This window comes from Beduinella massiliensis (assembly GCF_900199405.1).
Taxonomy (GTDB): domain Bacteria; phylum Bacillota; class Clostridia; order Christensenellales; family Aristaeellaceae; genus Beduinella; species Beduinella massiliensis.
Genome location: NZ_LT963428.1, coordinates 17,086 through 41,907 on the forward strand (window position 1 = coordinate 17,086; position 24,822 = coordinate 41,907).

19 protein-coding genes are annotated in these 24,822 nt (G+C 63.6%); 5 read left to right on the plus strand and 14 right to left on the minus strand.

Translation table 11 applies throughout. From position 1 onward, the window contains the following. Positions 1-97 precede the first annotated feature (97 nt). Positions 98-1,582 (minus strand): DUF6056 family protein, encoded by a 1,485-nt coding sequence (locus tag C1725_RS00085; RefSeq protein ID WP_102409647.1) that lies wholly within the window; start codon positions 1,580-1,582, stop codon positions 98-100. Positions 1,583-1,728: 146 nt separating this feature from the next. Between C1725_RS00085 and C1725_RS00090 the strand changes: the two genes are divergently transcribed. Further along, positions 1,729-2,178, plus strand: a complete 450-nt coding sequence (locus tag C1725_RS00090) for a YhcH/YjgK/YiaL family protein (protein ID WP_102409648.1) — start codon at positions 1,729-1,731, stop codon at positions 2,176-2,178. Between the two features lie 145 nt (positions 2,179-2,323). Here the strand turns inward: C1725_RS00090 and C1725_RS00095 are convergent, their stop codons facing one another. The 9 genes from C1725_RS00095 to C1725_RS00135 all read right to left on the minus strand — a co-directional run bounded on the left by C1725_RS00095 (position 2,324) and on the right by C1725_RS00135 (position 14,473). Next, the gene (locus C1725_RS00095; RefSeq protein WP_102409649.1) at positions 2,324-2,554 is read right to left on the minus strand and encodes a hypothetical protein; all 231 of its coding nucleotides are present in this window, start codon (positions 2,552-2,554) and stop codon (positions 2,324-2,326) included. 67 nt (positions 2,555-2,621) lie between these two features. Next, positions 2,622-3,803, minus strand: coding sequence for an ABC transporter permease (locus C1725_RS00100; RefSeq protein WP_346026174.1), 1,182 nt, complete (start codon positions 3,801-3,803; stop codon positions 2,622-2,624). Between the two features lie 87 nt (positions 3,804-3,890). Continuing rightward, positions 3,891-5,240 (minus strand): efflux RND transporter periplasmic adaptor subunit, encoded by a 1,350-nt coding sequence (locus C1725_RS00105; protein ID WP_102409651.1) that lies wholly within the window; start codon positions 5,238-5,240, stop codon positions 3,891-3,893. Positions 5,241-5,265: 25 nt separating this feature from the next. Beyond that, the gene (locus tag C1725_RS00110; RefSeq protein WP_102409652.1) at positions 5,266-6,129 is read right to left on the minus strand and encodes an ABC transporter permease subunit; all 864 of its coding nucleotides are present in this window, start codon (positions 6,127-6,129) and stop codon (positions 5,266-5,268) included. 21 nt (positions 6,130-6,150) lie between these two features. Beyond that, entirely contained in the window at positions 6,151-7,002 is an 852-nt protein-coding gene (locus C1725_RS00115) for an ABC transporter permease subunit (protein WP_102409653.1), read from the minus strand. Positions 7,003-7,126: 124 nt separating this feature from the next. Further along, positions 7,127-9,583: an extracellular solute-binding protein gene (locus C1725_RS00120; RefSeq protein WP_102409654.1), complete on the minus strand. Its 2,457-nt coding sequence runs from the start codon at positions 9,581-9,583 to the stop codon at positions 7,127-7,129. A gap of 201 nt (positions 9,584-9,784) precedes the next feature. Next, complete coding sequence (locus C1725_RS19080; RefSeq protein WP_102409655.1) at positions 9,785-11,980, minus strand: hypothetical protein; 2,196 nt, start codon at positions 11,978-11,980, stop codon at positions 9,785-9,787. A 90-nt stretch (positions 11,981-12,070) separates the two neighbouring features. Further along, entirely contained in the window at positions 12,071-13,279 is a 1,209-nt protein-coding gene (locus C1725_RS00130) for a hypothetical protein (RefSeq protein WP_146009081.1), read from the minus strand. Between the two features lie 309 nt (positions 13,280-13,588). Then, positions 13,589-14,473, minus strand: a complete 885-nt coding sequence (locus C1725_RS00135) for a dihydrodipicolinate synthase family protein (protein WP_102409657.1) — start codon at positions 14,471-14,473, stop codon at positions 13,589-13,591. A 161-nt stretch (positions 14,474-14,634) separates the two neighbouring features. Here C1725_RS00135 and C1725_RS00140 point away from each other — a divergent pair, with 161 nt between their 5' ends. Next, the gene (locus C1725_RS00140; RefSeq protein WP_102409658.1) at positions 14,635-15,642 is read left to right on the plus strand and encodes a hypothetical protein; all 1,008 of its coding nucleotides are present in this window, start codon (positions 14,635-14,637) and stop codon (positions 15,640-15,642) included. 38 nt (positions 15,643-15,680) lie between these two features. Beyond that, complete coding sequence (locus C1725_RS00145) at positions 15,681-16,970, plus strand: SH3 domain-containing protein (protein ID WP_346026175.1); 1,290 nt, start codon at positions 15,681-15,683, stop codon at positions 16,968-16,970. A gap of 105 nt (positions 16,971-17,075) precedes the next feature. On the opposite strand, the gene C1725_RS00150 is transcribed toward C1725_RS00145, so the two are convergent. After that, positions 17,076-17,405: a helix-turn-helix domain-containing protein gene (locus C1725_RS00150; protein ID WP_102409660.1), complete on the minus strand. Its 330-nt coding sequence runs from the start codon at positions 17,403-17,405 to the stop codon at positions 17,076-17,078. 170 nt (positions 17,406-17,575) lie between these two features. On the opposite strand from C1725_RS00150, the gene C1725_RS00155 reads away from it, so the two are divergent. After that, positions 17,576-18,034 carry a hypothetical protein gene (locus C1725_RS00155; protein WP_102409661.1) on the plus strand — a complete coding sequence of 153 codons (459 nt, stop codon included), beginning with the start codon at positions 17,576-17,578 and terminating at the stop codon, positions 18,032-18,034. A 97-nt stretch (positions 18,035-18,131) separates the two neighbouring features. Here C1725_RS00155 and C1725_RS00160 read toward each other — a convergent pair whose 3' ends face one another. Further along, positions 18,132-18,992, minus strand: coding sequence for a helix-turn-helix domain-containing protein (locus tag C1725_RS00160; RefSeq protein WP_102409662.1), 861 nt, complete (start codon positions 18,990-18,992; stop codon positions 18,132-18,134). A gap of 362 nt (positions 18,993-19,354) precedes the next feature. On the opposite strand from C1725_RS00160, the gene C1725_RS00165 reads away from it, so the two are divergent. Next, entirely contained in the window at positions 19,355-22,630 is a 3,276-nt protein-coding gene (locus tag C1725_RS00165) for a response regulator (RefSeq protein WP_102409663.1), read from the plus strand. 183 nt (positions 22,631-22,813) lie between these two features. Here C1725_RS00165 and C1725_RS00170 read toward each other — a convergent pair whose 3' ends face one another. Both C1725_RS00170 and C1725_RS00175 read right to left on the minus strand, forming a co-directional pair. Beyond that, on the minus strand, positions 22,814-23,863 hold the full coding sequence (locus C1725_RS00170; RefSeq protein WP_102409664.1) for a hypothetical protein: 1,050 nt from the start codon (positions 23,861-23,863) through the stop codon (positions 22,814-22,816). A 41-nt stretch (positions 23,864-23,904) separates the two neighbouring features. Beyond that, positions 23,905-24,810, minus strand: coding sequence for a TIM barrel protein (locus C1725_RS00175; RefSeq protein ID WP_102409665.1), 906 nt, complete (start codon positions 24,808-24,810; stop codon positions 23,905-23,907). Between the last annotated feature and the right edge of the window lie 12 nt (positions 24,811-24,822).

The window sequence follows — 24,822 nt, forward strand, 5'->3', positions numbered from 1 at the left end:
TGTCAAACCTCCTGATTCTTCGCTGCGGCAAAACGGCCGCCTCGCGAATCGATCCTTTGCGTACCCTTTTATATTAGCACCTGGAGTGCACTCCAAGTCAAGGGGTTTCAAAAAGTTTTTCGTCCGCCGGGCGCACGCTTTTGACCCCGAAGTACGAGGCCATGCCCACGTTCTTCCAGTCGTCCGGGGCGGGGCTCAGCGTGCCCATGGCGAACTGCGATTCCATCGTGACCGCGGGCACCGTCACGTCGTCCCCCGGCCCGGCGGCGAGGAGCGCGTCGTACTGGCGCTGCACCTGCGCCCGATAGCGGAAGGCGTCGCCCGAGAGCACCTCGCGCACGGCCTCCGGGTAGCTGCCCTGAAAGTTCCCGGCGGTCAGGCAAAGCGCCAGCGCGCCCGCCAGCGCGAAAGCCGCGGCCCGCTTTTTTCCGTCCGCGCGCATCGGCGTCCGCCCCGTCCGGCGCCTTGCCAGCGCGCCCAGCGCGTAAGCGTAGACGAAGGGGATCGCGCACAGCGAATAGGCGTGGTAGAGGTTCACGATGCGCGCCGGTCCCGCATAGCCGGACGTGTACATGTGCGGAAAGATCATCGCGCACAGCAGCAGCAGCGAGACGGCCGCCACGGCCAACGGCGCGCGAAAGCGCCCCTTCGCGCGGGCCATGCGGCGGTAAAGGGCGGGCGTCAGCGCGAGCAGCAGCGCGAGCAGCGGCGTCCGCGTGAGGAAGCGCCAGAAGTAGGAAAGCGCCGCCGTGAGCGTCCGCCAGAGGGAGCGCGCGAACCAGAAGCTCTCCTCCTGGAACCAGCCGTCGCTCGCAAGGCGCACGCTGTTGCCCGGCGCGGCGATGGAGCACAGCAGCAGCAGTGCGGGCAGCGCGAGCAGCAGCGCAAAGCGCAGCGCGGGCGCGCGCCGGCTTCCCGACGGCGCGTCGAAGACCGCCTTTGCGCCCAGCAGGAAGAGCGCGGCGAGCGTGTAGAGCGCGGTGATGTAGTTGTTCAGCCCGATAAAGGCGAGCAGCAGCGCGAGCAGCGCCGTGCGCCCGGCGCCGAGCCGCCCGTCCGCGCGCAGGTCGTCCGCAAGCAGCAGCGCGAAGCCGGAAAGCGCCTGCGTGAACGTATAAAACCACGCGCCGTTGAACCAGTAGATCCCCTCGACGTACCCCGGCCAGAAGAGCATCTGCAAAAGGGACAGGGCGTAGAACGCGGCGTTTCCCTCCGCGCGCGAAAGGCCCAAATAGCGCGTGCACAGCCGCCGCGTCACGAAGAAGAGCGACGTGAGCCACAGCAAAAGCAGCGCTGCGGCGTGCAGCGGGTAAAGCGAGAGCGAGAAGACCGCCGGGCTCAGCGTCATCACCAGAATGCCGGAGAGCGTGCCCTGCCAGTCTCGCCAGGTGCGCAGCGCGTAGCTGACGGCGTCCTTGAGCACGTGCGGCAGCGAATGCGTGAGCTGCCACGTGCGGTGGGTGATGGAGGCGAAGACGTAGTCGTCCGTCGCCGGGTGCGCGCACAGCGCCCCCACGAAGAGGGGCAGCAGCAGCGCCGCCCACAGCGCGAAAAGCGCGCAGACCGCGGCCCGTTTTCTCATGCGCGTTCCCCCTCTCCGTTCGGTTTCACCCCTTGAGTATAGCGCATCGGCCCGCCTTTTGCAACGCTCTGGCGGCAATCGCGCAAGTTGACATCGATTCTATTCTTATGGTATGATAAAGGCACAACGCAAGGGAGGTCTTTGACATGGTCTTTGATCGCATAGAAGAGCAGGAGCGTTATTACGGCCTGCATCCCATGATGGAGGAAGCGTTCGCGTTCCTCGCGGAGAGCGACACGCTCAACCCCGGCCGCTATGAGCTGTCCGGCGGCATGTACGCCATGGTTTCCGAGGGCGATACCCGCCAGATCCGCGACGTGCAGCTCGAGGCGCACAAGAAGTACATCGACCTGCAATACTGCTTCGCGGGCGGCGAGCGCATGGCCTGGGCGCACGTGCAGGAGCTCGAGCCCGTTTCCGAGTACGACCCGGAGAAGGACATCTACTTCCTGACCGGCCCGTGCACCACCGTCAGCGTGAAGCCCGGCAACTTCTCGATCCTCTTCCCCTCCGACGGGCACAAGGCCTGCTGCCACAACGAATTCCAAAAGCATTACAAGAAGGTCGTCATCAAGATTCCGCTCAAGGAAGAATAAGCGGCCCCAAATCGCCCCCCGGCATCTCTCAACCAGAGCCGGGGGGCGATTTGACGTCCTGCCCTTCAACGGCGAAGAAGGCCGCGGGCGCGGCAAAGGGGCAAAAAACATCGCCTCCGCGGCCCTGCGCGGAGGCGATAGGGATTCAACCGTCCTTGCGGAAGTACTCGACGCCCATCGCGGCGAGGCCCAGCACCAGCAGCACGGCTGACAGCAGCAGCGGGAACGTCATGCCCGTCTCCAGCACCGTCGTCAGGAACCGCCCCGGCGGGGTAGCCCAGCCTGAAACCAGGTTGTTGCCGACGTAGAGCAGCACCGCCATCCCCCAGATCGTGCCCAGCAGCGACAGCACGCCGCCGATCACCGTCTTTTTCATCGGAATCTACCTCCCCTTACCGTGCGCCCCTTTTACATGGGTGCCTTTTTTCATGCCTGCGCACAGCTTAGGCGGACTTGCGGCGCTTCACCGCCCAGATGAGCAGGCCCGAGAGCGTCAGCACAGCGCCCCAGCGGCACAGCCCCGCGTAAAACGCGACGCGGATGCTCTCCACCGTGCGCAGCAGCACCTGCGCGCCGCTCTGGCCCTGCAGCTTCCAAAAGGTCGCCGCGATGTCCTCGGGCTCCACCAGCACCGCCGGGATGTACTCCGGATAGAAGTACACGGGCGACAGCATCTGATTGAAGAGCAGCGCCGCCGCGAGCGCCAGCGCCGCCACCGCGAGCGCGCGCCAGAGGATGTTCAGGACGAACCACGGGAAGATCTGCGCCATGTAGCGCTCGCGGAGCCGAGCTTGCGTGCGCGCGGTGAAGGCGCGCACGCCGTCCGTAAAGCGGCCCACGAAGAAGCCCCAGACGGCAAAGCCCAGCCCGCACAGCAGGAAGCGCAGCCAGATCGTCGCGCCCACCTGCTCCTGGCGCAGGTCGTACAGCGTGCCGCCGGGCATCCAGCCCGTGGCCACGGACTTGAAGGTCGTCATCGCGCCGCCGTTTTCGACCGGGCGCGCGGTGAAGTTCAGCGTTTGAAGCTGCGGCCTGCCCACGTCCGCCACGGCGGCGAGCGGCAGGTACAGGCCGTACTCCGTCTCCTCGCCGGCGCCGCGCGTGTGGCGCAGCACGCCCACGACGCGGTAGTTTTCCCCGCCGACGGTGATCTCGCGGCCCACGACGTCCACCATGCGGAAGACCTTGAGCGCGAACTGTTCATCCATCAGCGCGACGCGCGCGCCCTTTTCAAGCTCCTCCGGGTAAAAAAGGCGGCCCCTTTGCAGATAGCGGGGGTAGAGCTCGAAGTACCGCTCCCCCACCGCCGTCAGCGCGCCGGAGGCGGCTTCCCCGCCCTCGGCCGTGACCGTCACCTGCGGCGCGTAGCCGGACAGCGTGTGCACGGTCACCGCCCCCTCGAGCGCGGTTTCCGTCATGTCGGAAAGCGATTCCATGCGCTGCTTGAGCTGGCTGTCCTGCTTCGGCGCGTCGGGATCCACCGCGTCGCCCTGGGATTCAACGTCCGCGAGCACCGCGTACTGGAGCAGCCCCGGCACGGAGTAGATCGAATAGACGGCATAAGCGGACAGCAGCACGCCGATCAGCAGCACGAAGGCCGCCAGCTTTGCCGGGCGTTTGGGCATACATGAGTCCCCTTTCAGGATGCTTTCAAAGTGCATTTCTTGGGTGGGATTTAAGGGGCCCGCCCCTTAAGCGCAGGGCTTCGCGTCTTAGTTGACGTACTCCATGACGCTCTTGCCGTCCTCGATGGCGCGGTCTTCCTTGTCGCAAAGCTTCGTGCCGCGCAGGTCCTCCTGCACGGAGACGATCGTGTCGCTGCGCTCGAGCACCGTCACCGACTGCTTGACCGCCTTCATCTGCGTGCCCCAGAAGTTGTAGTTGTAATCCACCGTGTACACGAAGTCGAGGTTCTCGCCCTCGTTGCGCACGGCTGAGGCGGGCACCAGCGTGGAGTTGTTCTTGGCCTTGTAGGTGACCTTGACGCCAAGCTCCTGGTTCATCAGGCTGCGCAGGCCGCCCAGCTTGGTGACCGTGCCCGGCTCCAGCGCGACGTGCAGGTATTTTTCGCTCGTGCCCTCGCGCGTCACGGCCGTGACGGAGGACTTGATGTCGTCAAATTCGCTCTTGATGTCCGCGCGCATGCCCTCGGTGAATTCGCGCTTGGAGGAGGAGACGTCCACCCGCAGCACGGGCTCGCAGTTCACGCTCATGGCGTAGGCGGCCTTGCTGCCGTCGTAGGCCTCGCCCTCCGCGATGTTCATCTCGGTGATGTAGCCGTCATGCGGCGCGCGGATGGAGCGCAGCGCCTCGCTCTTGGCGACCAGGTCGATCAGCTTTTCCTCGGCCTCGTCGATCGCCTTTTGCAGGCTCTCGCGCTTTTGAATGAACTCGTACAGCTCCTTCTTCGTGCGGCTTTCGGAGTACGTCTCGATGAAGGCGTCGTTCGCCTTGTTGAGCGCCAGCTTCTTGTCGATCACGCCCTCCATCTTCTCGATGAGCGTGGGATCGCCGCTGCGCTGGATCAGCTCCGCCCACTTGGACGTATCCGCGGGCAGCACGACGCCCGCCTGCGCGGCGGCGGTCAGCAGGTCGATCTGCGCGTCCTGCAGCTCCTTTTCGGCGTCCGCGGCGCGGCGGTAGGCGCTGTTCTTGTCCGAATCGGTGTTGGGCGTGAGCCTGATGTAGGCGATTTCGTTGTCGCGGTAATCCGCGTACGCCTTGGAAAGCGCCTCGCGCGCCTCGTCCACGGTCTTGTCGTAGCTGTCGGAGATCTTCGCGGTGGCGATCAGCGTGCCCGCCGTTACGAAGTCGCCCGCCTTGACCTTCAGCTTGTCGATCTGAATGGACGAACCGCTTTCCAGGCCCTCCGGCGTGACGTTTTCCGTCTTTTCAAAGTAGAGCTTGCCGGAAAGCGACATCTTGTCCTCGAACTTGCCCTGGCGCGCCTCTTCCAGCTTGATCTTCGGCGTCGTGATGGTCACGATCGTCTGCGCAAAGAACATGCTGCACGCAACCAATATCGCGAGGATGATCGCCCCGCGCACCGCGATTTTCTTCATGGATTTCTTCCTCCGAAATGGCAGTTTATTTCAGCTCCGAAAGCTGCACGCCGAGCAGAATGTCTTCCTGGAAGTACAGGTAGATCAGCAGCATGGGCATGATGTACAGCGCCGCGCCCGCGAACACGACGTCCGCGTTCGATTCGGTGAGGCTGTTGAACATGACGGACAGCGGCATCTGCATCTGGTCCTGCAGGTACGCGAGCGGCTGCTCGACCATGTTCCAGCTGTCCGCAAACGAAAGGGCGACCGCCGCGCCCAGCACCGGGCGGCAAACGGGCAGCATCACGGCGAAGTAGCACCGCCACGCGCCCGCGCTGTCGATCATCGCGGCCTCGAACATCTCGTTCGGGATGGCGATCATGAACTGACGCAGCAAGAATATGTAAAAGGGCGAAAACCACATGGGCAGCACGACCGCCCACACGGTATTGATGAGCCCCAGGCTTCGCAGCGCTATGACGTTGGGCGCCATGGTGACCTGAAAGGGCATCAGCATCAGCGCGAGCACGAGGAAGAAGAGCGCTTCCCTTCCCCTGAACGTGAAGCGGCTGAGCGAATAGGCCATCATCGGCACGAAGACCGCCTGCCCCGCGAGGATCAGCCCCGCGTAGAGCAGGGAGTTCAGGAACAGCTTCAGATAGGTCGGGTCCTCGATGAGGATGGTGTAATACTGGCGAAGCGTCGCGATTTTGGGCGAGAGCAGAATCGGCAAAAGCTGCGTGATGTCGTAATTGTCGCGCATCTTCAGGTAAGCGCTCATCTCCGACTTGGGGAAGAACGAATAGAAGACCGTGAACACGATCGGCACGAGCAGCAGCACGGAGAGCGCGCCCAGGAACAGGTGCAAAAACGGATGCCGCGCTTTGCGGTGCTTTCTTCTCAGCACGAAATGATTCCTCCTTGGGCGCTACATGCTCACGCGCTTTTTCGATTCCGCGAAGTACAGGATGCCGAACAGCACGAGCACGATCGCGGCGAACGAATAGGCCGCCGTCGTCACGTATTGATAGTTGATCTTCTGGAACATGTTGTTCATGAAGTGCTGCAGGGTGTAACACGACATGTCCGGGTAGGCGCCGCCGATGAAGAAGACCTCCTTGAAGATCTTGAAGGCGTTGATCCAGGCGAGCACGAACACCAGGAACGCGGTCGGGGAGATCATGGGCAGCGTGATGGAAATCTCCTGGCGCAGGCGCGAGGCGCCCTCGAGCGAGGCGTACTCGTACAGGGCGTTTGGCACCGCCTGCAGCGCGGAGGAGAAGATGACCACGGAAAAGCCCAGGTTCTTCCACACGTAAAGCACCACGACCGGCACGCGCATCGCGCCCGATTCCTTCCACAGCACGCGGTCGAGCCCCAGCGCCTGCAGGACGCGGTTGATCGGCCCGCCGTAGTCGAAGAGGATCAGGAAGAGGATCAGCATCGCCGCGGAGGGCATCAGGTACGGCAGCAGCAGGATATTGCGGTACGCCGTGGAGCTGTCGCCCAGCGTGCGCAGCATCGCGGCCAGAAAAAAGGCCGTCACGAAGATGACCGGCGCGCAGATGAGCGAAAGCGTGAGGGTATTGATCAGGCCCGTCTGAAACATCTGGTTCTGCCAGACGCTCAGGTAATTGGCGACGCCGACAAAATTGTTCTGCCGCGAGCCGTCGGTGACGCTGAAGTACATGCCCCCGAAGAAGGGGAGGATGTAAAAGATCAGCAGCCCGATCATGCCCGGCAGCAGAAAAACGGCCAGCATGCGCTTTTGCTTGAACATGCTATAGGTCCTTCCTTTGCTAGTAGAGACTGGCCGCGCGGCTTTGCGCCCCAGCGCCGCGCGCCCGGAGGAAGCCGCCGGCTTCGTCCGGGCGCGCGCGCACGAGAACGCCCCCGCGCTTTCATCACTGGTTTTCCATGTAGATCATCTGCAGCTTTTTGTCCATTTCCTTGGCCATCTGCTCGGCGTCGATCTGACCGCCGAGGTAACGGGTCAGGATTTCCTGAATCTGGGCGAGGCCGCCGTTTTCGTCGCTGTAGGACAGGAGCTGCGACCTGTTGCCCATGACCATGTTGCCCGCGAGCTGGCGGTAATTGGCGATCGATTCCGCGCTGATGGACCACTCGTTCTGGCTGTACTCCTCGATCCACTCCTTGTAGGAATCGATCTGCGCCTGGATGTCCACCCGCTCGACCTCGTCCGCCTTTTCGAGCTGATCCTCCAGTTCTTTGAGGTACTTGTTCATGCTCTTGAGGTTGCTGTCGTAGTACGGGTCGCGCACGGGCTCCGAACGGTCGGGATGGATCATGTAATCCAACTCTTTTTGCATGTTCGCGGCGCAGTACTCCAGGTACTGGAGCGCGAGGTCCGCGTTCTTGGAGTTGGGGTTCACGACGTAGACCTGCATGTCCGCCAGCATCGCCGGGCTCTCGCCCTCCTCGAAGGTCATCGGCGGGATGTTCCGGATGACGTTGTCGGCGTCGTAGTACATGCGCCCCAGCATGTTGTAGGAGTAGGTTTCAAACAGCCACTTGCGGTTGAACAGCTCGTTGGCCGCGTCCATCTCCTCCTGCGTCATCGTGGACCAGTCGTAGGTGGGAAGCTCCATCGCCTCCACCTGCCGGATGGCGCCCACGAACTTGGGGTCGGAGAGGGAAAGCGGCGCGTCGCCCGTGTCGTACTGGGCGATGTACTGCTGAAGCAGCAGGCCGAAGAGCTGCTCCTTGCCGCTGTAGAGGTTGATGTAGCAGTACTCCGGGTTCTCCTCGGCGCGGTTTTCTTCCCAGTCCACCAGGCCCTCGAAGAACTGGTCGAAGGTCGTGGGCATCTCGCCCATGCCCAGCTTTTCCCAGGCCGACTCGTTGAACATCCAGGCGTTGAGGTTGAAGGACTGCGGGAAGCCGTAGAGCTTGCCGTCCTTCATGATCGCCTCCGCGATCTGCGGGTACATGGTCGCGACGTCGTCCATCAGCACCTTGGAGTCGGACAGGTCGGAGAGGTAGCCCTTTTCCATGAGCTGCGTGAAGCCCGAGCGCAAATCCACCACGTACAGATCGACGTTGCTGTCCCCGGACATCATGTCGTTGCGGATGGATTCCGCGCCGGAGAGCCAGCGGTTTACGAACACCAGCGGCACGTTCGGGTTTTCATCCGCAAAGCCGCGGGCTGTGTCGTCCATGTAGCCGCCGAGGACGCGCAGCGCGCGCTCCGGGCGCTGGGAGGGGTCGAGCGAGCGCACGTACAGCCCGTCGTAGGACTCCAGCGCGTAGTAGCCGCCCGCGAGGATGCCCGCCACCGCCTCGTCGCTCACGCCGTTGGTGGAGACGTAGGCGACGGATTCAAACGTCTGCCCGTCCTTGGTGGCGAAGACCTCGCCCTCCTGGAAGAAGTAGAGCGTGTCGCTTTCCGCGTCGTAGGTAAAGCCGCCCGCGTTGTAGGACAGGCCCGTGGAGGACGGATCGCTGTTGTCGCGCGAGGCGATGAGGGTCGCGGTCACCGCGTCGGACGCGGGATCGTAGATCTGCACCTTCTTGCCCCAATCGTCATCCGAGCCGTAGCCGCCGATGAGCACCTTGCCGTCCTTGTAGGGCACGATGTTCATCGCGCCCTTGGCGGAAAGATCGGTGCGCTCGCCGGTCGCGAGGTCGTACTTCACCAGCAAAAACTCGTTGTAGCTGTAGCTGCTGGACTGCGGCCCCAGCGAGGCGTACAGCGCGCCGTCCATGAGCGTGAAGCTGCTCACGTTGCGGGCGTAGCTGTAATCGCCGTCCTGAACGGTCATGTCGTCCCACGAGAGGTTCACCGTCTTTTGGATGAACCCGTCCACGACCGGGCCGTAAGCGCCGGTCAGCGCGTTGACGCCGTAGAGCTGGTCCCCGCCCGTGACGAGGTAGGTCGGGAAGCTCTCGTACTGCGCGCGCTGCTCGTCCGACAGCTCCATCTCGTCCAGATTCATGCCGTTGCCGGAGTAGCGGAGGCTGGAGCTGTTTTCGATCTTGCTGTAGTCGAAGAGCGTCTCCAGCTCTTGCGCGCCGCCCGCGTACGCGTACAGGCGCTGGCCGCGGATGTACAGCTTGCCGCCGGAGATGGCGACGTCGTCCGCGTAATCGTAGGAATCCCCTTCCTGCGTGCGCGGGAAGATCGTCGCGTTGCCGCCGGAGGCGGCCTTGATCATCGGGGCGTCGGAAACCTCTCCTTCGTCGTCGTCCCCGACCGGCGTCGCCACGCCGCTGACGCCCCCATCGATGACCACGCCGCCCCCGCCGGAGCCTCCGCCGATCATGATGCCGGCGGCCTGCGCATAAGTCGTTGAAAGCATGAGCATGAGCGCCATCACGAGCGCCATCGTCTTCTTCATCATCCTATTTCCTCCATCTTCCTCGCGGCAGGCAGGCGTCGCCTACCCCACGACATAGTGTGTATGATTCGACCCCGGACGCGCATTTCCTGTCTTTGCGGAAAAATTGCCGCACACTTGCCTGCCCGTCCAGTTTTTAACCATCCATATGACGGGAATCCCCCGCGTTTTCTTTCCATTCTCATGATTTTCTAATGAAAAACATTACGCGCCTTCCAGCTGGATCATGCGCGCCTTTTGCGTCAGCTCCGAAAGGAACGCGTCGAGATCGAGCTGCCCCGCCAGATAGCGGTCCAGCAGCGTGTACACCTGCTCCGCTCCCCCGTCGTAGGTGAGCAGGGGCGCGGAGGAGATCAGCACGCCCTGCGGGGCGATTTCGCGCCAGCGGGCGATCGCCTCCGCGCTCACGCGCCACCTGTTTTCCTCCGTGTTTTGGAGCCATGCGTCGTAGTAGTCGATCAGCGCGTCGTAGTCGGGCTTGTCGGCCTCGTGCGCCGCCTCGCGCAGCGCGCGCGCCTCCTCAAGGCCCGAGCGCATGTCGCGGACGATCGCCTCGAAGTCCTCCACGAGCACGGGCTCGTCGTTCGCGGGCGAGATCAGGCGCGCGCTCTCCGGCCCCAGGGCCGTCAGCGCGCACTCCAGGTAGGAGGTCGCCAAATCGGCGTTCTTGCTCTGCGGGTTCGCGAACAGCACCATGCCGTAAAGCGCCGCGGAGCCCGGCCTCCCCTCCTCAAAGGGCGGCATGGGCAAAAGGTGTGTCCTGCCCCCGTCCGCGCTCTGCCACGTGGTCTTCCCCTCCGCAAAGGGGTCGCCGCACAGGCTGACGATCGACGCCCTGCTGTTCAGCCGATTCTGCTCCTCGCGCTCGCCTTCCGACAGGGATTCCCAGTCGTCCCCGCTTTTGGGCAGGGCCGCGATCTTCTCCAGCGCGTCCCGCAGGGCGGGATTCGTAAAATCGACCGCTTCGCCCTCCCGGCTGTATTGCAGGATGAAGGTCTCCAGCGCCAGGCGCGCGAGCTGCGCGGGCGCGCCGTAGTAGTTGTACAGGGCGACGTCCGGGTTGTCCTGCGCAAAATCCCGCTCCCAGCGGACGATCAGGTCGAGCAGCTCCCCGAAGGTCTTCGGGTATTCGCCCAGATCGTAGCGCGCCCAAAGGGCCGTGTCCACCGCGAGCAGGTTCTCCGCGGAGACGTAGCTGTAAACGGCCGCGGGCGCGCCGTCCTTCGTGCGCACCGCGTCCGCAAGCGCGGGGTACAGGCTCTGCGTGAAGCGCGAGATCGCCTCGCTCGCGGACAGGTCCAGCGCGTAGTCCTTGTCGATCAGCTCGCGCACGCCGCCCTCCATATCGAGGGTGAACACGTCGATGCCCTGCTCGCCGCCGGTGATCGCCTGCGCGATGCCCGCGGCGCTCTCGAAGTACACCTCCGCCGGGACGACGGGCACGTCCGGATAGCGCTCGTGAAACGCGCGCGCCACCTCGTCGTCTACGCCGCCCTGCACCACCAGCACGCGCTCGGGCAGGTCCGCCGGGTCGAGCGATGAGACGTACAGCGACTGCGAGAGCCGCGCGGCGTAGCGCCCGTCCGCCAGCAGCAGGCCGTCCCCGACGTAAGCCTCCGGCAGATAGGCCGCGATCTCGGGCTGGCCGTCTCTGGGCAGCCGCAAAACGGTCGCGGACTGCACGTAGTAGCAGGCATCCTGCGCCTCGCTGTAGACGACGCCCGCGGCGTAGCCCTCCTCGAAGGTCGCGAACGTCTCGCCCAGGGCGCGCGCGGCGGGATCGTACGCCACCGCGTTCAGGCTGCCGTCCTTTCCGCGCAGCAGGAGCAGCAGTTCGCCCGCCCGATAGGGCACGAGGCCTTCGAGCTGCTCATCCCCCGTTTGCAGCAGCTCGCCCTTGCCGGTGGAGACGTCGAAGGCCGCGAGCTGCGCGCGGTAGTCGTTCGTAAAGTCGCCGCTGACCACGGCGTACAGCCTGCCGGAGAGCACGGCGGCGTCCTCCACCCAGCGGTAGACCGTCTCGCCGTCCTCCGACGTCTGCATGAAGCCGGCGCTCAGCGCCACGTCCCAGGAGACGCCCGCGTCCCCGACGCGGCCCAGCTCGCCGGTCGCCTGGCGGTAGGCGTAGACCGTGCCGTCGTCCGAGGAAATCAGCAGCTCGCTGCCGCCCTGCGTCCCGAAGAGCCATTCGGCGTCGCCCTCGCCCGGCCAGCGGTACAGACCGCCGCCCGTGAGCAGGTAGACCTCGCCGCCGCTCGCGGCCATGGACTGGGTGACCACGTATTCCTCCACCCTGTCCGCGGGCGCGGACAGGGCGACCTGATCGCCCGCGGCCGACGCAAGCGGCGCGGCGCAAAACAGCAGGCAGAGCGCCGTCAAAATGCCAAGGGTGCGTTTCATCGCGTTCCCCTCCCCTTTATGTAAGATTAGGATGTCAGCCATAAGACGCACGGAAGGCGCGTTTTCTTGCGCGTGGGAAAATGCGGGATTTTAGTGGGCGTAGGTGATGGAGCGCATGATCTGTTCGATTTCCGGGGACGGCGCGTCTGCGTAAAGGCTGCCACTGATGTACAAATAGAAATTTCCGTTTACGAGCGTACAATAATATTCCATTGCCATGGGAAAATCTCTGCAAACGAACGTGTCGTTGTCAAGCGTCATCTGACAACGTTTTATCTGATAATAGTATTGTACGCCGTTGATCTCAATGATTTCGCCGCCCGCCTGCGCATTCTGTTCAACGAACGCAAAACGCAGCTTATCCCGAATGGGAAGTCCCGCAAACACCTGCTGCATCGCCGCGTCCATCGTCTCCGGCAGGTCGACGTACTCGAGGAGCATATCAAACGTCTGAATCAGCCTTTCGCGGGAGAACAATGGGCTATCCATCACAAAATCCGAACGCTTGTACTTGGTTTTGTCCGATGCGCTCATCTGGCCATAGCCATCTATCTGCTGCACAGAAAAGGAGTTCATTCCATTGTAAGATTCGGTTAAATCTCCATCGATGCCCCGTGAAGTCGACGGCGCTCTCCACCCCTCGGGGAGGGTAAATTCTACGCCGCTGGCGAGTCGCACGGGGATTTCTTTTGCGTCCTCCACCGGCGCTCCTCTAAAATAATTAGGACGCCCAATCAGGATCAGGTTGTCTACCAAATCGGCCAGCATCGCGTCGAGCTCTGCTCCCCATTCCTCGCCGATCGACGTGCCGGAAATTTGTAGCATGTATCCATCCAATACCGTCATATAGGTTTTCTTTTCCATCTGGATCAGCTCTTTCCCCGCCTCCTGGTCATACACGATAAAGGGAGCCTGCCGGTGCAAAAGAATTCTCGCGTTGCTCGACGAATTCTGGAAGTTGGTTAAATTGACCACCTCAATAATATCCATCAATTTAGACTGTGCAAAGTCATTGGATGCCGCCAGGGGGATCGAAAATATGGAAATCATTCCCAACGGATGATCGGCAATGCCTACCAGCAAAAGGTTGTCTTCCTCCATAGCGGCTTCAATCTCGGCGGCGCTAGCGCCGAACATCGCCGCCTGTTCCTCCGTCACGCTGCCGCGCACGCAAAAAACTCCCTCCGGCAGCTCCACCGAAACGCGCCCGTCCATCAGCTCCACGCGCTCCCCCAGCGCGGGCAGGGCCACGGCGAGCAGCGCGCACAGCACGCACACGAAAAACAGCCTCTTCTTCATTTGTTCGTCCCCCTTTTCCTTGGTCGTAAATGCAAACAGGGCGGACATGCCCATGTCCGCCCACAGAGCATCAACAAAGTAACGGAATACCAGAGAGGATGCATGAAGGGGAGACTTCCCCTTCATATGGAATCGTATCGACCGGCTTTGCCGGTCGGGCGGGGCGTTTTCCGTAGACAAATGCGCAGCATTTGCGGAGGAAAACATCACCCGTACCTTCGTGCAAAATGAACCTTCATTTTGCACGAGGCCATCGACCCAGTCGATGGCCAGAGGGCGGACATGCCCATGTCCGCCCCCAAGCGCCCTTTACAGATTTTCCGCGACCACCTTTTCCACGTGCGCCTTCTGCGCGTCGGTGAGGCGCGGGAACGGACGGCGGCACTCGCCCGCGTCGATGCCCTGCACGTTCAGGATGTGCTTGATCGACGGGAAGAGGCTGCACTCCACCAGCGCCTGCATGATGTGGTTGGCGCGCGTCTGAAGGCGCTGCGCCGCCTCGATGTCCCGGCGGGCGTAGGCGTCCTCGATCTGAACGAACAGCGGCAGCGTGAAGTTGAACGTCGAGCCGATGGCCCCGTCCGCGCCCAGGATGCGCGCGCCCAGGTACACCTCGTCGTAGCCGCCGTAGATCACCAGGCCCGGGTTCAAATCCCGCAGCCGCTCGATCTGGTGCAGGTTGAGGCTGGTCTGCTTCACGCCCGCGATGGTGCCGTCCGTCAGCATGCGGCGAATCTCCGGGTGCGAAAGGTCGATCTCCACGCCCGTGTTGCCCGGAAAGTTGTACAGAAACAGCGGCAGGTCCACCGCCTCGCGGATGTCGCGGAAGTAGCGGGCGATGTTGTCCATGCCGAACTTATAATAGAAGGGAACGGTCGAAACCAGCGCGTCGTAGCCGAGCGCGGCGGCGCGCTTCGCGTAGTCGATGGCCTCGTCGGTGGAAATCGCGGCGCAGCTCGCCATCAGACGCGTCCTGCCCCTGAACTGCGCGGCGACCTCGAAGCCGCGCACGCGCTCCTCGTGGCTCATCAGGAAGCACTCGCCGCTGCTGCCCCCCAGCAGCATGCCGCTTGCGCCCTGCGATAGGGTGCGCTCGATGATCGCGCAAAGCGCGCCCTCGTTCAACCGGTTCTGCCCGTCAAAGGGCGTCACCAGCGCGACAAAAAAGCCGCCCATGCCCTGCATCTTCTCCATCAGACCGAATCCTCGCTTTCCTGTGTCCTTTGTTCCGGCTTTTATTGTAGGCGGCGCGAAAGCGCCTGTCAAGGACAGGCCGAAAAACTTTCCGTTCCCGGAACAATCCGCCGCGAAAATGCGTTACAATAGTAGGCGTGATTTGGAAGGAGGCCCCTATGATGATGAAGAAATTTTTGCTGCTCTCCCTGTGCCTGGCCGTGCTCGTCTGCGCCCTGCCCGCATCCTCGCTCGCCGCGCGCGGGAAGGAACCCCTCTACACCTGCGACCTCGACGCCGCGGGCACGCAGGCGTTCCTCTCCGAGCGCTACTTCAAGGCGCGCTACGTGCAGGTGAAGGCCACCGTGCCCGAAGGATCGCAGGTGCGCCTCAAGGTGATCCTCGACGAAAACGAGACGCCCGACAGCCGGGACAAGACGGTCTTCAACCGCGTGTTCAAAAACGCGAAGGCTGCCTTTACGTCGCCCGAAATCTTTCTGGACTTCAAGAAATCCGCGACCGTCCCCTACCGCGTGGAGCTGTACGCGGACGACGCGCTTCTTTCCAGCACCTACATCTACCGTATGCTGCTCGTCTTAAACAACAACACCGTCTGCACGCGCGGCATCCGCTTCCGCGACATCGACGAGGGGATCACCAGCCAGTGGATGATGTTCACCCCCGTCGACCTGTACGACATCGAGCCGAACTACGGCGTCAAGGTGCTGGACCTGGTGGGCAGCAACATGTACCTGGTGGGCAAGCTGCAAATCGTCCGCAACTACGACCGGTTCCTCCTCACCATGACGGACATCGACACGTATGAGGGCGAGACGCGCGAAAAGGACGCGCCCTACACCGTGCCGGACGACCCCTACGCCCCGGTCATCGACGACCACGAAATCACCTTCGGCAAGCAGTCTATCTGCCTGTACCCCTCGCTTAAAAGCGTCACCGGTGTGGAGCCCGCCGACATGCCGCGCCACTTCAAGCTGGACACCTGGTATTCCATCACGCGCGACCTGTACGGCGAGGCGCGGGCGCTCCTTTACCTGAACGGCCGCGTCAGCTACGACCCCAACGGCCTGCTGCGCATCGGGGATTCGTTTGAAAGCGATTACATTCAGGATTTGGTGGACCTGATGGATTCCTTCCCCGACTACGAGAACGCCGACGGCTCGAACGGCTGAGCCGCTGGGCGGGATGAACGATGAAGGAGGCGCTTTTGATGAGCAAATCGAGGGTACTTGCCGTGCTGCTGCTGTCGCTGTCGCTCCTTTCCGTCCCCGCGCTCGCCTACGACGAGACCGCGACCTACCCTATCGTGGCGCGCGCGGGCGCGCCGGGCGAGCGCGTCGCGCTGCGCGCGGCCCCCGACCCCGACGCGCCGGTGCTGGGCCTGTACTACACCGGCGCGCGCATGGGGCTGACGGACGCCGGGGGCGGCGAATGGCGCGCCGTCACGCCCGGCTGGATGAACGGCAGCGTGGTCAGCGGCTACCTCCGCGCCGGTCAGGTCTATACGGGCAACCCCGAGGAAATCGTCTGCGAGGTGCCGGTGGCGGAGGTCTGCGCTGCGCAGGCCGCGCTGCGCGCGGAGCCCTCGCCTACGGCCCGGGCCGTGGGCACGCTGCCGAAGGGGACGCGCGTGTCGGTGCTGGGCGAAACCGAGGACGGCGCGTTTTGCCACGTAACGCTGGGGGAACGCCAAGGCTACCTGCCCGCGGAGGCACTTGCCGCGACCGGGCAGGACGCGCTGCTGGGCGGCAGCCTGCCCGCCATCGGCTACGGCGTGCGCGCGGCGGGCGACGTCCCCCTGCAAATCCTGCCCGGCGAGCCCGACGGCGAGGGACGCTTCGTCCCCGCCGGCACGTGGTGCGAGCTGCTCGCGGATTTGGGTGACACCCTACAGGTGCGCGCGCAGGGAGGCGACTTCTTGACAGGCTTCGTGCCCGCGGAGGGCTTCACCCTCTGCCGCACGGACGGCTGGCTGCTCGACGACGGCCCCCTGCTGCCGCCGGGGGAGTACGCCGCAGATGAGCTGCCCGCTGGGCTTTACACCCTGTCCCAAAGCGAGAAGGGACACGCGAGCGTGTACGTGGGCGCGGCGGAGCCCTATCAGGAGCAGCTCCTCACGCTCGACGGGCCCGGCGCCTGCACCTTTTACCTGCCGGAGGGCGCGGAGCTGATCTTCTCCGGCGACGGGGAGCTCGCGCCCATGCGCAGGGAGGCGCTGATCTCCTGGGCGCTCAACGACGGCTTGTTTTTCCAGGACGGCCGCTATTACTGCCCGGAGCAGCTCCCGTTCGGGGAAAGCCGCTCGTTTATCGCCTTCTACGCCCGCGCGAGCAGCACGTATGCCTCCGGCACGGTGACGGTCTACAGCCTGCTGGGCGAAAAGCTGCAGGAATACGCGATCGGGCCGGACGTCGAAGAAACGCGTATCGACATGCCCAACGACGGCTTCTTCGTCGAGACGCGGGGCGTGGTATTGATGGGCCGGTGCATGCACGGCTGAGCCGGGCGCAGGCAAAAGGACAGCGATTCAAAAAGGAGCCCTGCGGGCTTGCCCGCAAGGCTCCTTTTCTATATCCGTATTTTGTGCCGCGCGAACCTCGTGAAGCTAGGGTTTGGGCCTCTCAAACCCTTTTGCAACCGAGATAAGGACGTCTATCTGTCCTCCACTTAACCCTTGGACGGTGTTTAGAAGCTCATGAACCTTTGCAGGGGCGTCGAGCTCTGTGTCGAAAAACTCCTTCGGCGTGATGCCGAGATAATCGCAGATGCAGAAGAAGACGGCCATGGAAGGATAGTTGACGCAGGTTTCGATGTTATTGATGTAGCCTGGGCTTTGACCGAGGGTTAGGCTCATATCCCGCGCAGAAACGCCCTTGCTCTCACGCAACGCAGCCAGCCGCTTCGCAAATACGTCCTTCCGGGCGTCCCTTTCCATCGCTTACACCACCCTCAATTCCTGTTATCTAATTCTACTATATGCACTCCCTTCTATTATTCTGTCTGTTCATTAATTTATGTTGACGTATCCAGTTAAATTAGATATAATTGATTTGATGTATTTTTTAAACAGAAACCACGTCTTCTGCTCATTTATTGGAGGCCGTAATGTACGAAAGAATAATTTACACAAAGCGTTATCCGTCTGAAGACGACATAGAAGAAGCCTTTCAGAACGAGCCTGCCACATTGACGCCGGAGGAAAAAATCAAATTCAAGACGATACTTCAAAAAGTGGCCGACGAATACGAGCATAAGTCCGTATTTGTAGAAATAAAGAAAAAAAGAAAAGGTCGTAAACAGTTTATATCACTCGCGAAAACACTATCCAGAAGATATAAAATTGACGCAGACATTATACAGAACCAGCATGCGATTACAGTAAACCTCTATCTATGCTGGCGTTATTATAATCATTTCGCAGCGGTTCTATTTGCCGAGTTGTTCAAGATGTGTGATTTCTGCTCCTCCTTCAATCTACCGGCAGAGTCGAACCATTTTACGCTGTCTTTCGACTATATCACGCATGATCACTATGTAGCAGGGAAAAAAATCCGATACAAATGAGATGAGCCCGCCGCAAGAGCGTATACGAAAAAGAGCGTGTCAGGTTTTCCCTGATGCGCTCTTTTGCCGGATTTTCGTTGGACGGCGCGCGTCCGCGTCACGGCGCTGTGGCTCCATCCCCCGCGTCCCTTACCCGCACGGGGATGAGGATTTCCACGTCGCACAAGTCCGCCGCCTCGTCCCAGGTCACGTAGCGTTCGATGGTCGCAAGGCCGCTCTTTTCATAGCGGCTCTGCGGCAGGAACTCGCCGTTGACGCGCCGCCAGACCTCGCCCAGCGTGCCCGCGGAGATCCTTCCCCGCGCGGAAAAGCGCAGCCACGTCGCCGCCGGGTAGTCGTAGATTTCAAAGCCCGGCTGCGCCTCGCCCGCCCATTCCACGGCGCACATGTAATCGTTGCTGCCGTCCGGCCCGAAGCCGAAGCACAGCCCCAGGTCGAAGAAGCGGCCGCTGACCGCGCGCACGCGCTCGCCGCTGCCGTCCGCCTTCACGACGGCCCACGTGCCCCCGCCGTAGGGCGTGGTGCGCCGAACGCCCATCACCCGAAACGGCCCCTTTTCCAAAATGGCGTACTCCATCTGCTCAATCCCCCTCACCGTCAGTTCAAAGGTCAGCTTGCAGTAAAAGGTGAGCGGCGTTCCGGGCGCGCGCACCTGCGTAGGCGCCGCGCCGTGCAGCCGCCGGAACGCCACGCGGAAGGCGTCCGCAGAACTGTAGCCGTACTTGAGCGCGATGTCCAGCACGCTCTCGTCCGTGTTCTGCAGGTCGTATGCCGCCAGCGTCAGCCGCCGCCTGCGCACGTACTCCGAAAACGGAATGCCCGCGACCTGCGCAAACGACGCCTGAAACGTCGCGAACGCGCACGCGGCGATGCGGCTGATTTCCTCCCCGCGCAGGGGTTCCGAAAGGTTTTCCTCCACGTAGTCCATCACCCGGTTCATCCGCCCTGCCCAATCCATGCCGTTCCCTCCCGTGCGCTCAGTATACACCCTGCGCGCGCTTTTCGCCCGTCTTTTGGCGCAAAGGTTTTATCTGCTATAGTATACCACAGCCTCCGAGGCGCCTGGCCTCCCCTTTCCGCTCGCAGCCGCTCAAAATTTGCATTTTCCCTCCATTTCATCGTAATTATCGGCGTTATGTCTCCACATACGCTCCACATCATGCGCCGGTTTGGGAAAAGTACGGGCATCCTCCTCCACCGCGTCCCCTTTCAACGCGGATTCCGGCCTTTCGCGCTATGGTAAAAAAATCGTAGCTGTGATATAATGGTCTGTAACCCATTTTGCCCCTGCGCGGGCGCGAAGACGAGGAGTGGGGCCGTATGGAGGAAGCGACACGCCGCGAAGTGGAAGACTTCGCGCGCCTGATATTGACGCGCTATTTCTGTGAGTCCGACGTGGAATTTCTGATTTCCACCTTTACGCCGGACATCGTGTGGTTCGGCGCCGGTGAAAATCAAAAGGCGGAGGGGGCGCAGGCCGTCGCCGCCTGTTTTCGCGAAGGAAAGGGCGACCTCGCGCCCTGCCTCATGACGCGGGAGCGCTACGTCTCGCGCGAGCTTGGCGCGGGCGTCTACCTGTGCGAGGGAGAAAGCTTTATCCAGCCCCGTCCGGAGACGGGCCTTTACTTTCATACGCATCAGCGCGTCACGTTCATCTTTCAGCGGGTGGACGGCCGCCTGAAGACCGCGCACATCCACAACTCCGTGTCCTACGCAGCGCTCGGCGCGGACGAGCTCTTCCCCGTGCAGTTCGGGCGCGAGGCGTACGAGCATCTCCAGTCGCAGCTCGCCCAAAAGGAGCGCGAGGTGGACCTGATGCTCTCGCAGCTCCCCGGCGGCATGCAGATCTGCCGGATCGACGAGGACTTCACCACGCTTTGGGTCAGCCCCAGCCTGTGCACGCTGCTGGGCTTTGAGGACTCGGACGACTACGCGAAGAGCTGCGGAAGCTGCCGGGGCTTTATCCTTCAGGAGGATTACGCGCCCATGTTCGAGCAGGTGGAAAAGGCGTTTGCCGCGGGCGATTCCTACTACGCGGAATACCGCGTGCGCAGGCAGGACGGCCAGGTCATCTGGGTGGGCGACGTGGGCAAGCGCGCCGCCGACCCGGACGGCTCGCAGGTGCTCTACTGCTTCATCTACGACATCACCGAGCGCAAGCAGCAGGAGCTGCGCGCCGAGCGCGCGAACCTGGAGGTGCAGCGTCAGGCGCGCTTCCTCTCCCGGCTGTACGACACCGTGCCCTGCGGCATCCTGCAGTTCACGCCCGACAAAAGCCACCGCATCGTCAGCCTCAACCGCACGACCTGGCAGTTCTACGGCTTTCCCTCCGAGGCCGCGTACCGCGAGGCGGTCAGCACGCCGCTGGAGCTGGTGCTCGCGTCCGAGCGCGAGCAGGTGGAGGCGCGCATCGCCTCGCTGATTCTGGACGGAGAGCCCATCAACTACACGCGCGAATGCCGCCTGCAATCGGGCGAAACCGCCTACATCAGCGTGGTCATGCAGCGGCTGCTGAGCGCCGACGGCGAGGACGTCATTCAGGCGGTGTTCACCGACGTCACCGAGACCCGCAGGCTGCAAATCGCCCGTCAGCGCGAGCAGCTGATCGAAAACCGCTCGCTGCGCGCGGCGATCTACACCGCCTACCCGCTCATCCTGAGCGTCAACCTGACGCGGGACACGTATAGCTGCTTCGGAGACGAGATGCCGGCCTACATCGACGCGCAGGGCGGCTCCTTCGAGGAGCTGGTGCGCCGCTCGTCCCAGGACGTCACCCCCGCCTACCGCGAGGCCTTCACGGGCGCCTTCTCGCGCGAGGGCATCCTGCGCCGCTTCGCGAGCGGCGAGCGCGAAATCTACCTGGAGGTTCAGCAGCGGGGCATGGACGGCGAATACCACTGGATCTCCATCCACCTCATCTACGTGGACAACCCGGTGGGCACGGACGTGCTGGCCATCGAGCTGGTGAAGCTGCTGGACAGCCAGCGCGCGGAGCAGGCCCGCCAGGAGCTGCTGCTGCGCGACGCGCTGGCCTCCGCCCGGGCGGCCAACGAAGCCAAGAGCGACTTCCTCTCGCGCATGAGCCACGACATCCGCACCCCAATGAACGCCATCATCGGCATGAGCACCATCAGCCAGCTAAAGCTCGGGGACGAGGCCCGCGTGCGCGACTGCTTCCAGAAGATCGACGCCTCCTCGCGCTACCTGCTCTCGCTCATCAACGACATCCTGGACATGTCGAAGATCGAGACGGGCAAGATGAGCATCGTCCGCGAGCGCTTCGACTTTTCCGAGTTCACGCAGGACCTCAACACGATCCTCTTCCCCCAGATGCTCGAGCGCTCCCTGCGCTTTGAGGAGCACGTGCACGAGCCGCTGGACCGCTTCTACGTCGGGGACGCGCTGCGCCTCAAGCAGATTTTGATGAACCTGCTGTCAAACGCCATGAAGTTCACGCATCCCGGGGGCTCCATCGTCGTGGACATCGCGGAGGGGCACCGCCAAAACGGCTTCGCCAGCCTGCGCTTTTGCGTGTCGGACACGGGCATCGGCATGTCGGAGGCGTTCATGGAGCGCATCTTCCAGCCGTTCGAGCAGGAGACGTCGGAGCGCGCCCGCAACAACGTCGGAAGCGGCCTGGGGCTCTCCATCGTCTACAACCTCGTGCAGCTCATGGGCGGCGAGATCTCCGTGAAGAGCCGCCAGGGCGAGGGCTCCACCTTCACGTTCAGCGTGCCCCTGGGCCTGACGCACGAGGACGCGGCGGCGGAAAACGCGCGCAAGCAGCGCGAGCTGCTGCACGGCCTGGGCGTGCTGGTCGTGGACGACGACGAGGTGGTGGGCGAGCAGGCCTGCGCCATCCTTGCGGACATCGGCGCGCACACGCTGTACGTGGACAGCGGGAAAAAGGCCGTCCGCGCGGTGCAGGACGCCGCCTCGCACGGCGAGGCCTTCGACATCGCCATGATCGACTGGCGCATGCCGGACATGGACGGCGTGGAGACGACGCGCGCCATCCGCCGCCTCGTGGGGCCGGAGACGACGATCATCATCATCTCCGCCTACGACTGGAGCGGCATCGAGGAAGAGGCGCGCGCGGCGGGCGCGGACTGCTTCATCGCCAAGCCCCTGCTGCGCACGACCGTGTGCGAGACGTTCACGCACCTGACGCTCCCCCGCCGCCCGGCGGCCGCGCAAACGCTCGACGCGCAAAGCTTTTCCGGGCAGCGCGTGCTGCTCGTGGAGGACAACGAGCTCAACCTCGAAATCGCCCGCTCCCTTCTGGAGATGCACGGCCTTGCGGTGGACGCCGCCCCGAACGGGCGGGCGGCGCTTACGGCCTTCGCCGCCGCGCCCGAGGGCCGCTACCTCGCCATCCTGATGGACATCCGCATGCCCGTGATGGACGGCTTGGAGGCCACGCGCGCCATCCGCGCGCTCGACCGCCCGGACGCGAAGTCCGTGCCCATCTTCGCGATGACCGCAAACGCCTTCGACGAGGACCGCGCGCTCGCGCGGCAGGCGGGCATGACGGGCTATCTCGTCAAGCCCCTGGACATACAGGCCATGCTGCGCGAGCTGTACGCGCTGCTGTAAAGGAGGGCCCATGGCCGGCGAGCTTCTCTTCCTGCACGCGCAGGCGATGTTCCTGTACGGCGCGGACGCTGGGCACGCAAACCCGACTTTTGGCCGCAAAGAAAAGGCGCCGGGCGCATCCTGCCATCGCAGGAAGCGCCCGGCGCCTCGTTCATTCCGCTCTTCTTTCTCGCCGCGGCCGCGTCATTGGAGGTGCGTCACCGTGTAGCAGGCGATCTCGCCCTGCTCGGTGTTCGCGGCGTAAATGCGCGCGCCGCCCTCGATGGGCTGCACGGCCACCTGCGTGGGCGCGCAGGGCGCGTCCAGCACGGTCGATTCCTCCTGGCCGATGCGGCCATGGGCGCGGTAGAAGACGTGCAGCGTCAGCTCCTTGTCGCCCAGGCGGCTGCCGGACAGCGCGCACATGCACCGGCCGATGCGCCCGCACCAGAGCACGTGGCCGAAGGCGAGCGGGTGCGTGTAAATCTTCTGCCAGCCGCCGTCCTCGCGCCCCCATACGTTGAACGCGCTGCCGTGGAAGCCCTGAATGGTCAGAAGGTCGCTCCCGCCGTCGCCCTCCAGGTCGGTCATGCACACGTCGCTCGTCTCCTGCGGCAGGATGCACGCGGTCTTCCAGACGCCTCCCTCGTGCGAGACGGCAAAGACGCCCTCCTCGCCGCTGACGATCAGCTCGTAGGGGCCGCTCTGCGGCTGCACGGACAGGCCGTGGTTTTTGTGGAGCGTATCCAGGATCATCTCCATCTCCCCCACCGTGCCCGCACGCACGTCGAGCGGGAAGGCCGCGACGTAGCCCGGCTGCGACCAGTCGCCGGTAAACGCCTTGGCGCGGCAGAGCACGCCCGCGACCAGATAGCGGCTGCCCGGCTCGCCGCACAGGGCGATGCGGTGCGCGAACGGCAGGTCGCAGAGCTTCGTGACCTCGCAATCCGCGGTGCCGTCCGCGTTCCTCTTGCCCACGCGCACGAGCACGACCTGCGCCCCCTCGGACTTGAAGACGGGATAAAAGCGCTGGATGGTGAGGAACGTGTTCTCGCACTCCGGCACGGCGACGAGGTTCATGCACCCGCCCGCCAGCGCGCCGCGCAGCGTGACGGGGCCCTGCGCGGTCAGGATGCAGCACGGGCCGTCCACCCCTTCGGAGGCGGCGAGGCAGCAGGCCTCCCCTTCATAGGTAAAGGGGCTGACCGAATAGGGCTGCTCCAGACTGCAAAGAACCTTCTTTTCGATTTGCATGCGGTTTTCTCCTTCTCGCTTTGATAGGCTTGGAACCCTCTTCAGGCGCGCGCAAAGGCCGCCTGTAAAAAGTCGCGGACGACCGCCTCGGTCGCGAACCCGTCGCCGTCCTCCGGCGTCCTGATTTCGACCGTGACGGAAAGCTGCCTGCCCGACGAACCGCCGTGTTCCCTCGCCGCGCGCAGCAATTCGGCCGCCGTTTGAAGCGTGAGGTAGCCCGCGCTCTCAAAGCCCGGGGCGGCGCCCACCGGCAGGTGGTAATCGCCGTAGAGGGGCGAAGCGGGGTCGAGCACCGCGTTGCACAGGTGAAACTGCGCCATGTACGGCGCGGCGAGCGCGAAGGACCGGAGCAGGTCGGCCCCGCCTAGCGCCTCGTGCGCGCTGTCCCAGCAGATGTAGAGCGGCACGCCCGCCGCGCGCACGGCCTGCGTCAGCGCCACCGCCTCCTCCATGGGGCCGATGAGCTGGCGCTTGTGCACCTCGCGGTCCAGGGGTTCGATGAGCAGCGCGGCGTCCGGGTAGCCCGCCATCTGCGCCTGCAGGGCGGCGAGGGAATCGCACAGATAGCGCTTCGCGTCCTCGCGCAGCGCCGGGCCCACGTCCGCGCCGCTGGGGATGCCGATGAGCTCCGCCCCGCACTCCGCCGCCTCGTCCACGAGGGTGCGCAGGCGGGCGACCGTGTGCGCGCGCAGGGCCGCGTCCGGGGTGGAGAGGCTAAGGCCCTCGGCCGTCATCGTGGGGATGGTCCAGAGCGTGAGCTTCGCGCCGTGCGACTTCACGAGCGCGCGCAGGCGGCGGCGGTTTTCGGGCGAGGCGAGCGCGCCCACCTCCACCCGGCCGTAAAACCCGCTGTCCAGCACGCGGGCGACGGCGTCAAGCTGCGCCCCCTCGTCCGCGCGCAGGGGAAAGAAGACCTCGCTGATGAGCAGTGATTTGAGTATTTCCATGCTTTCCCTTTC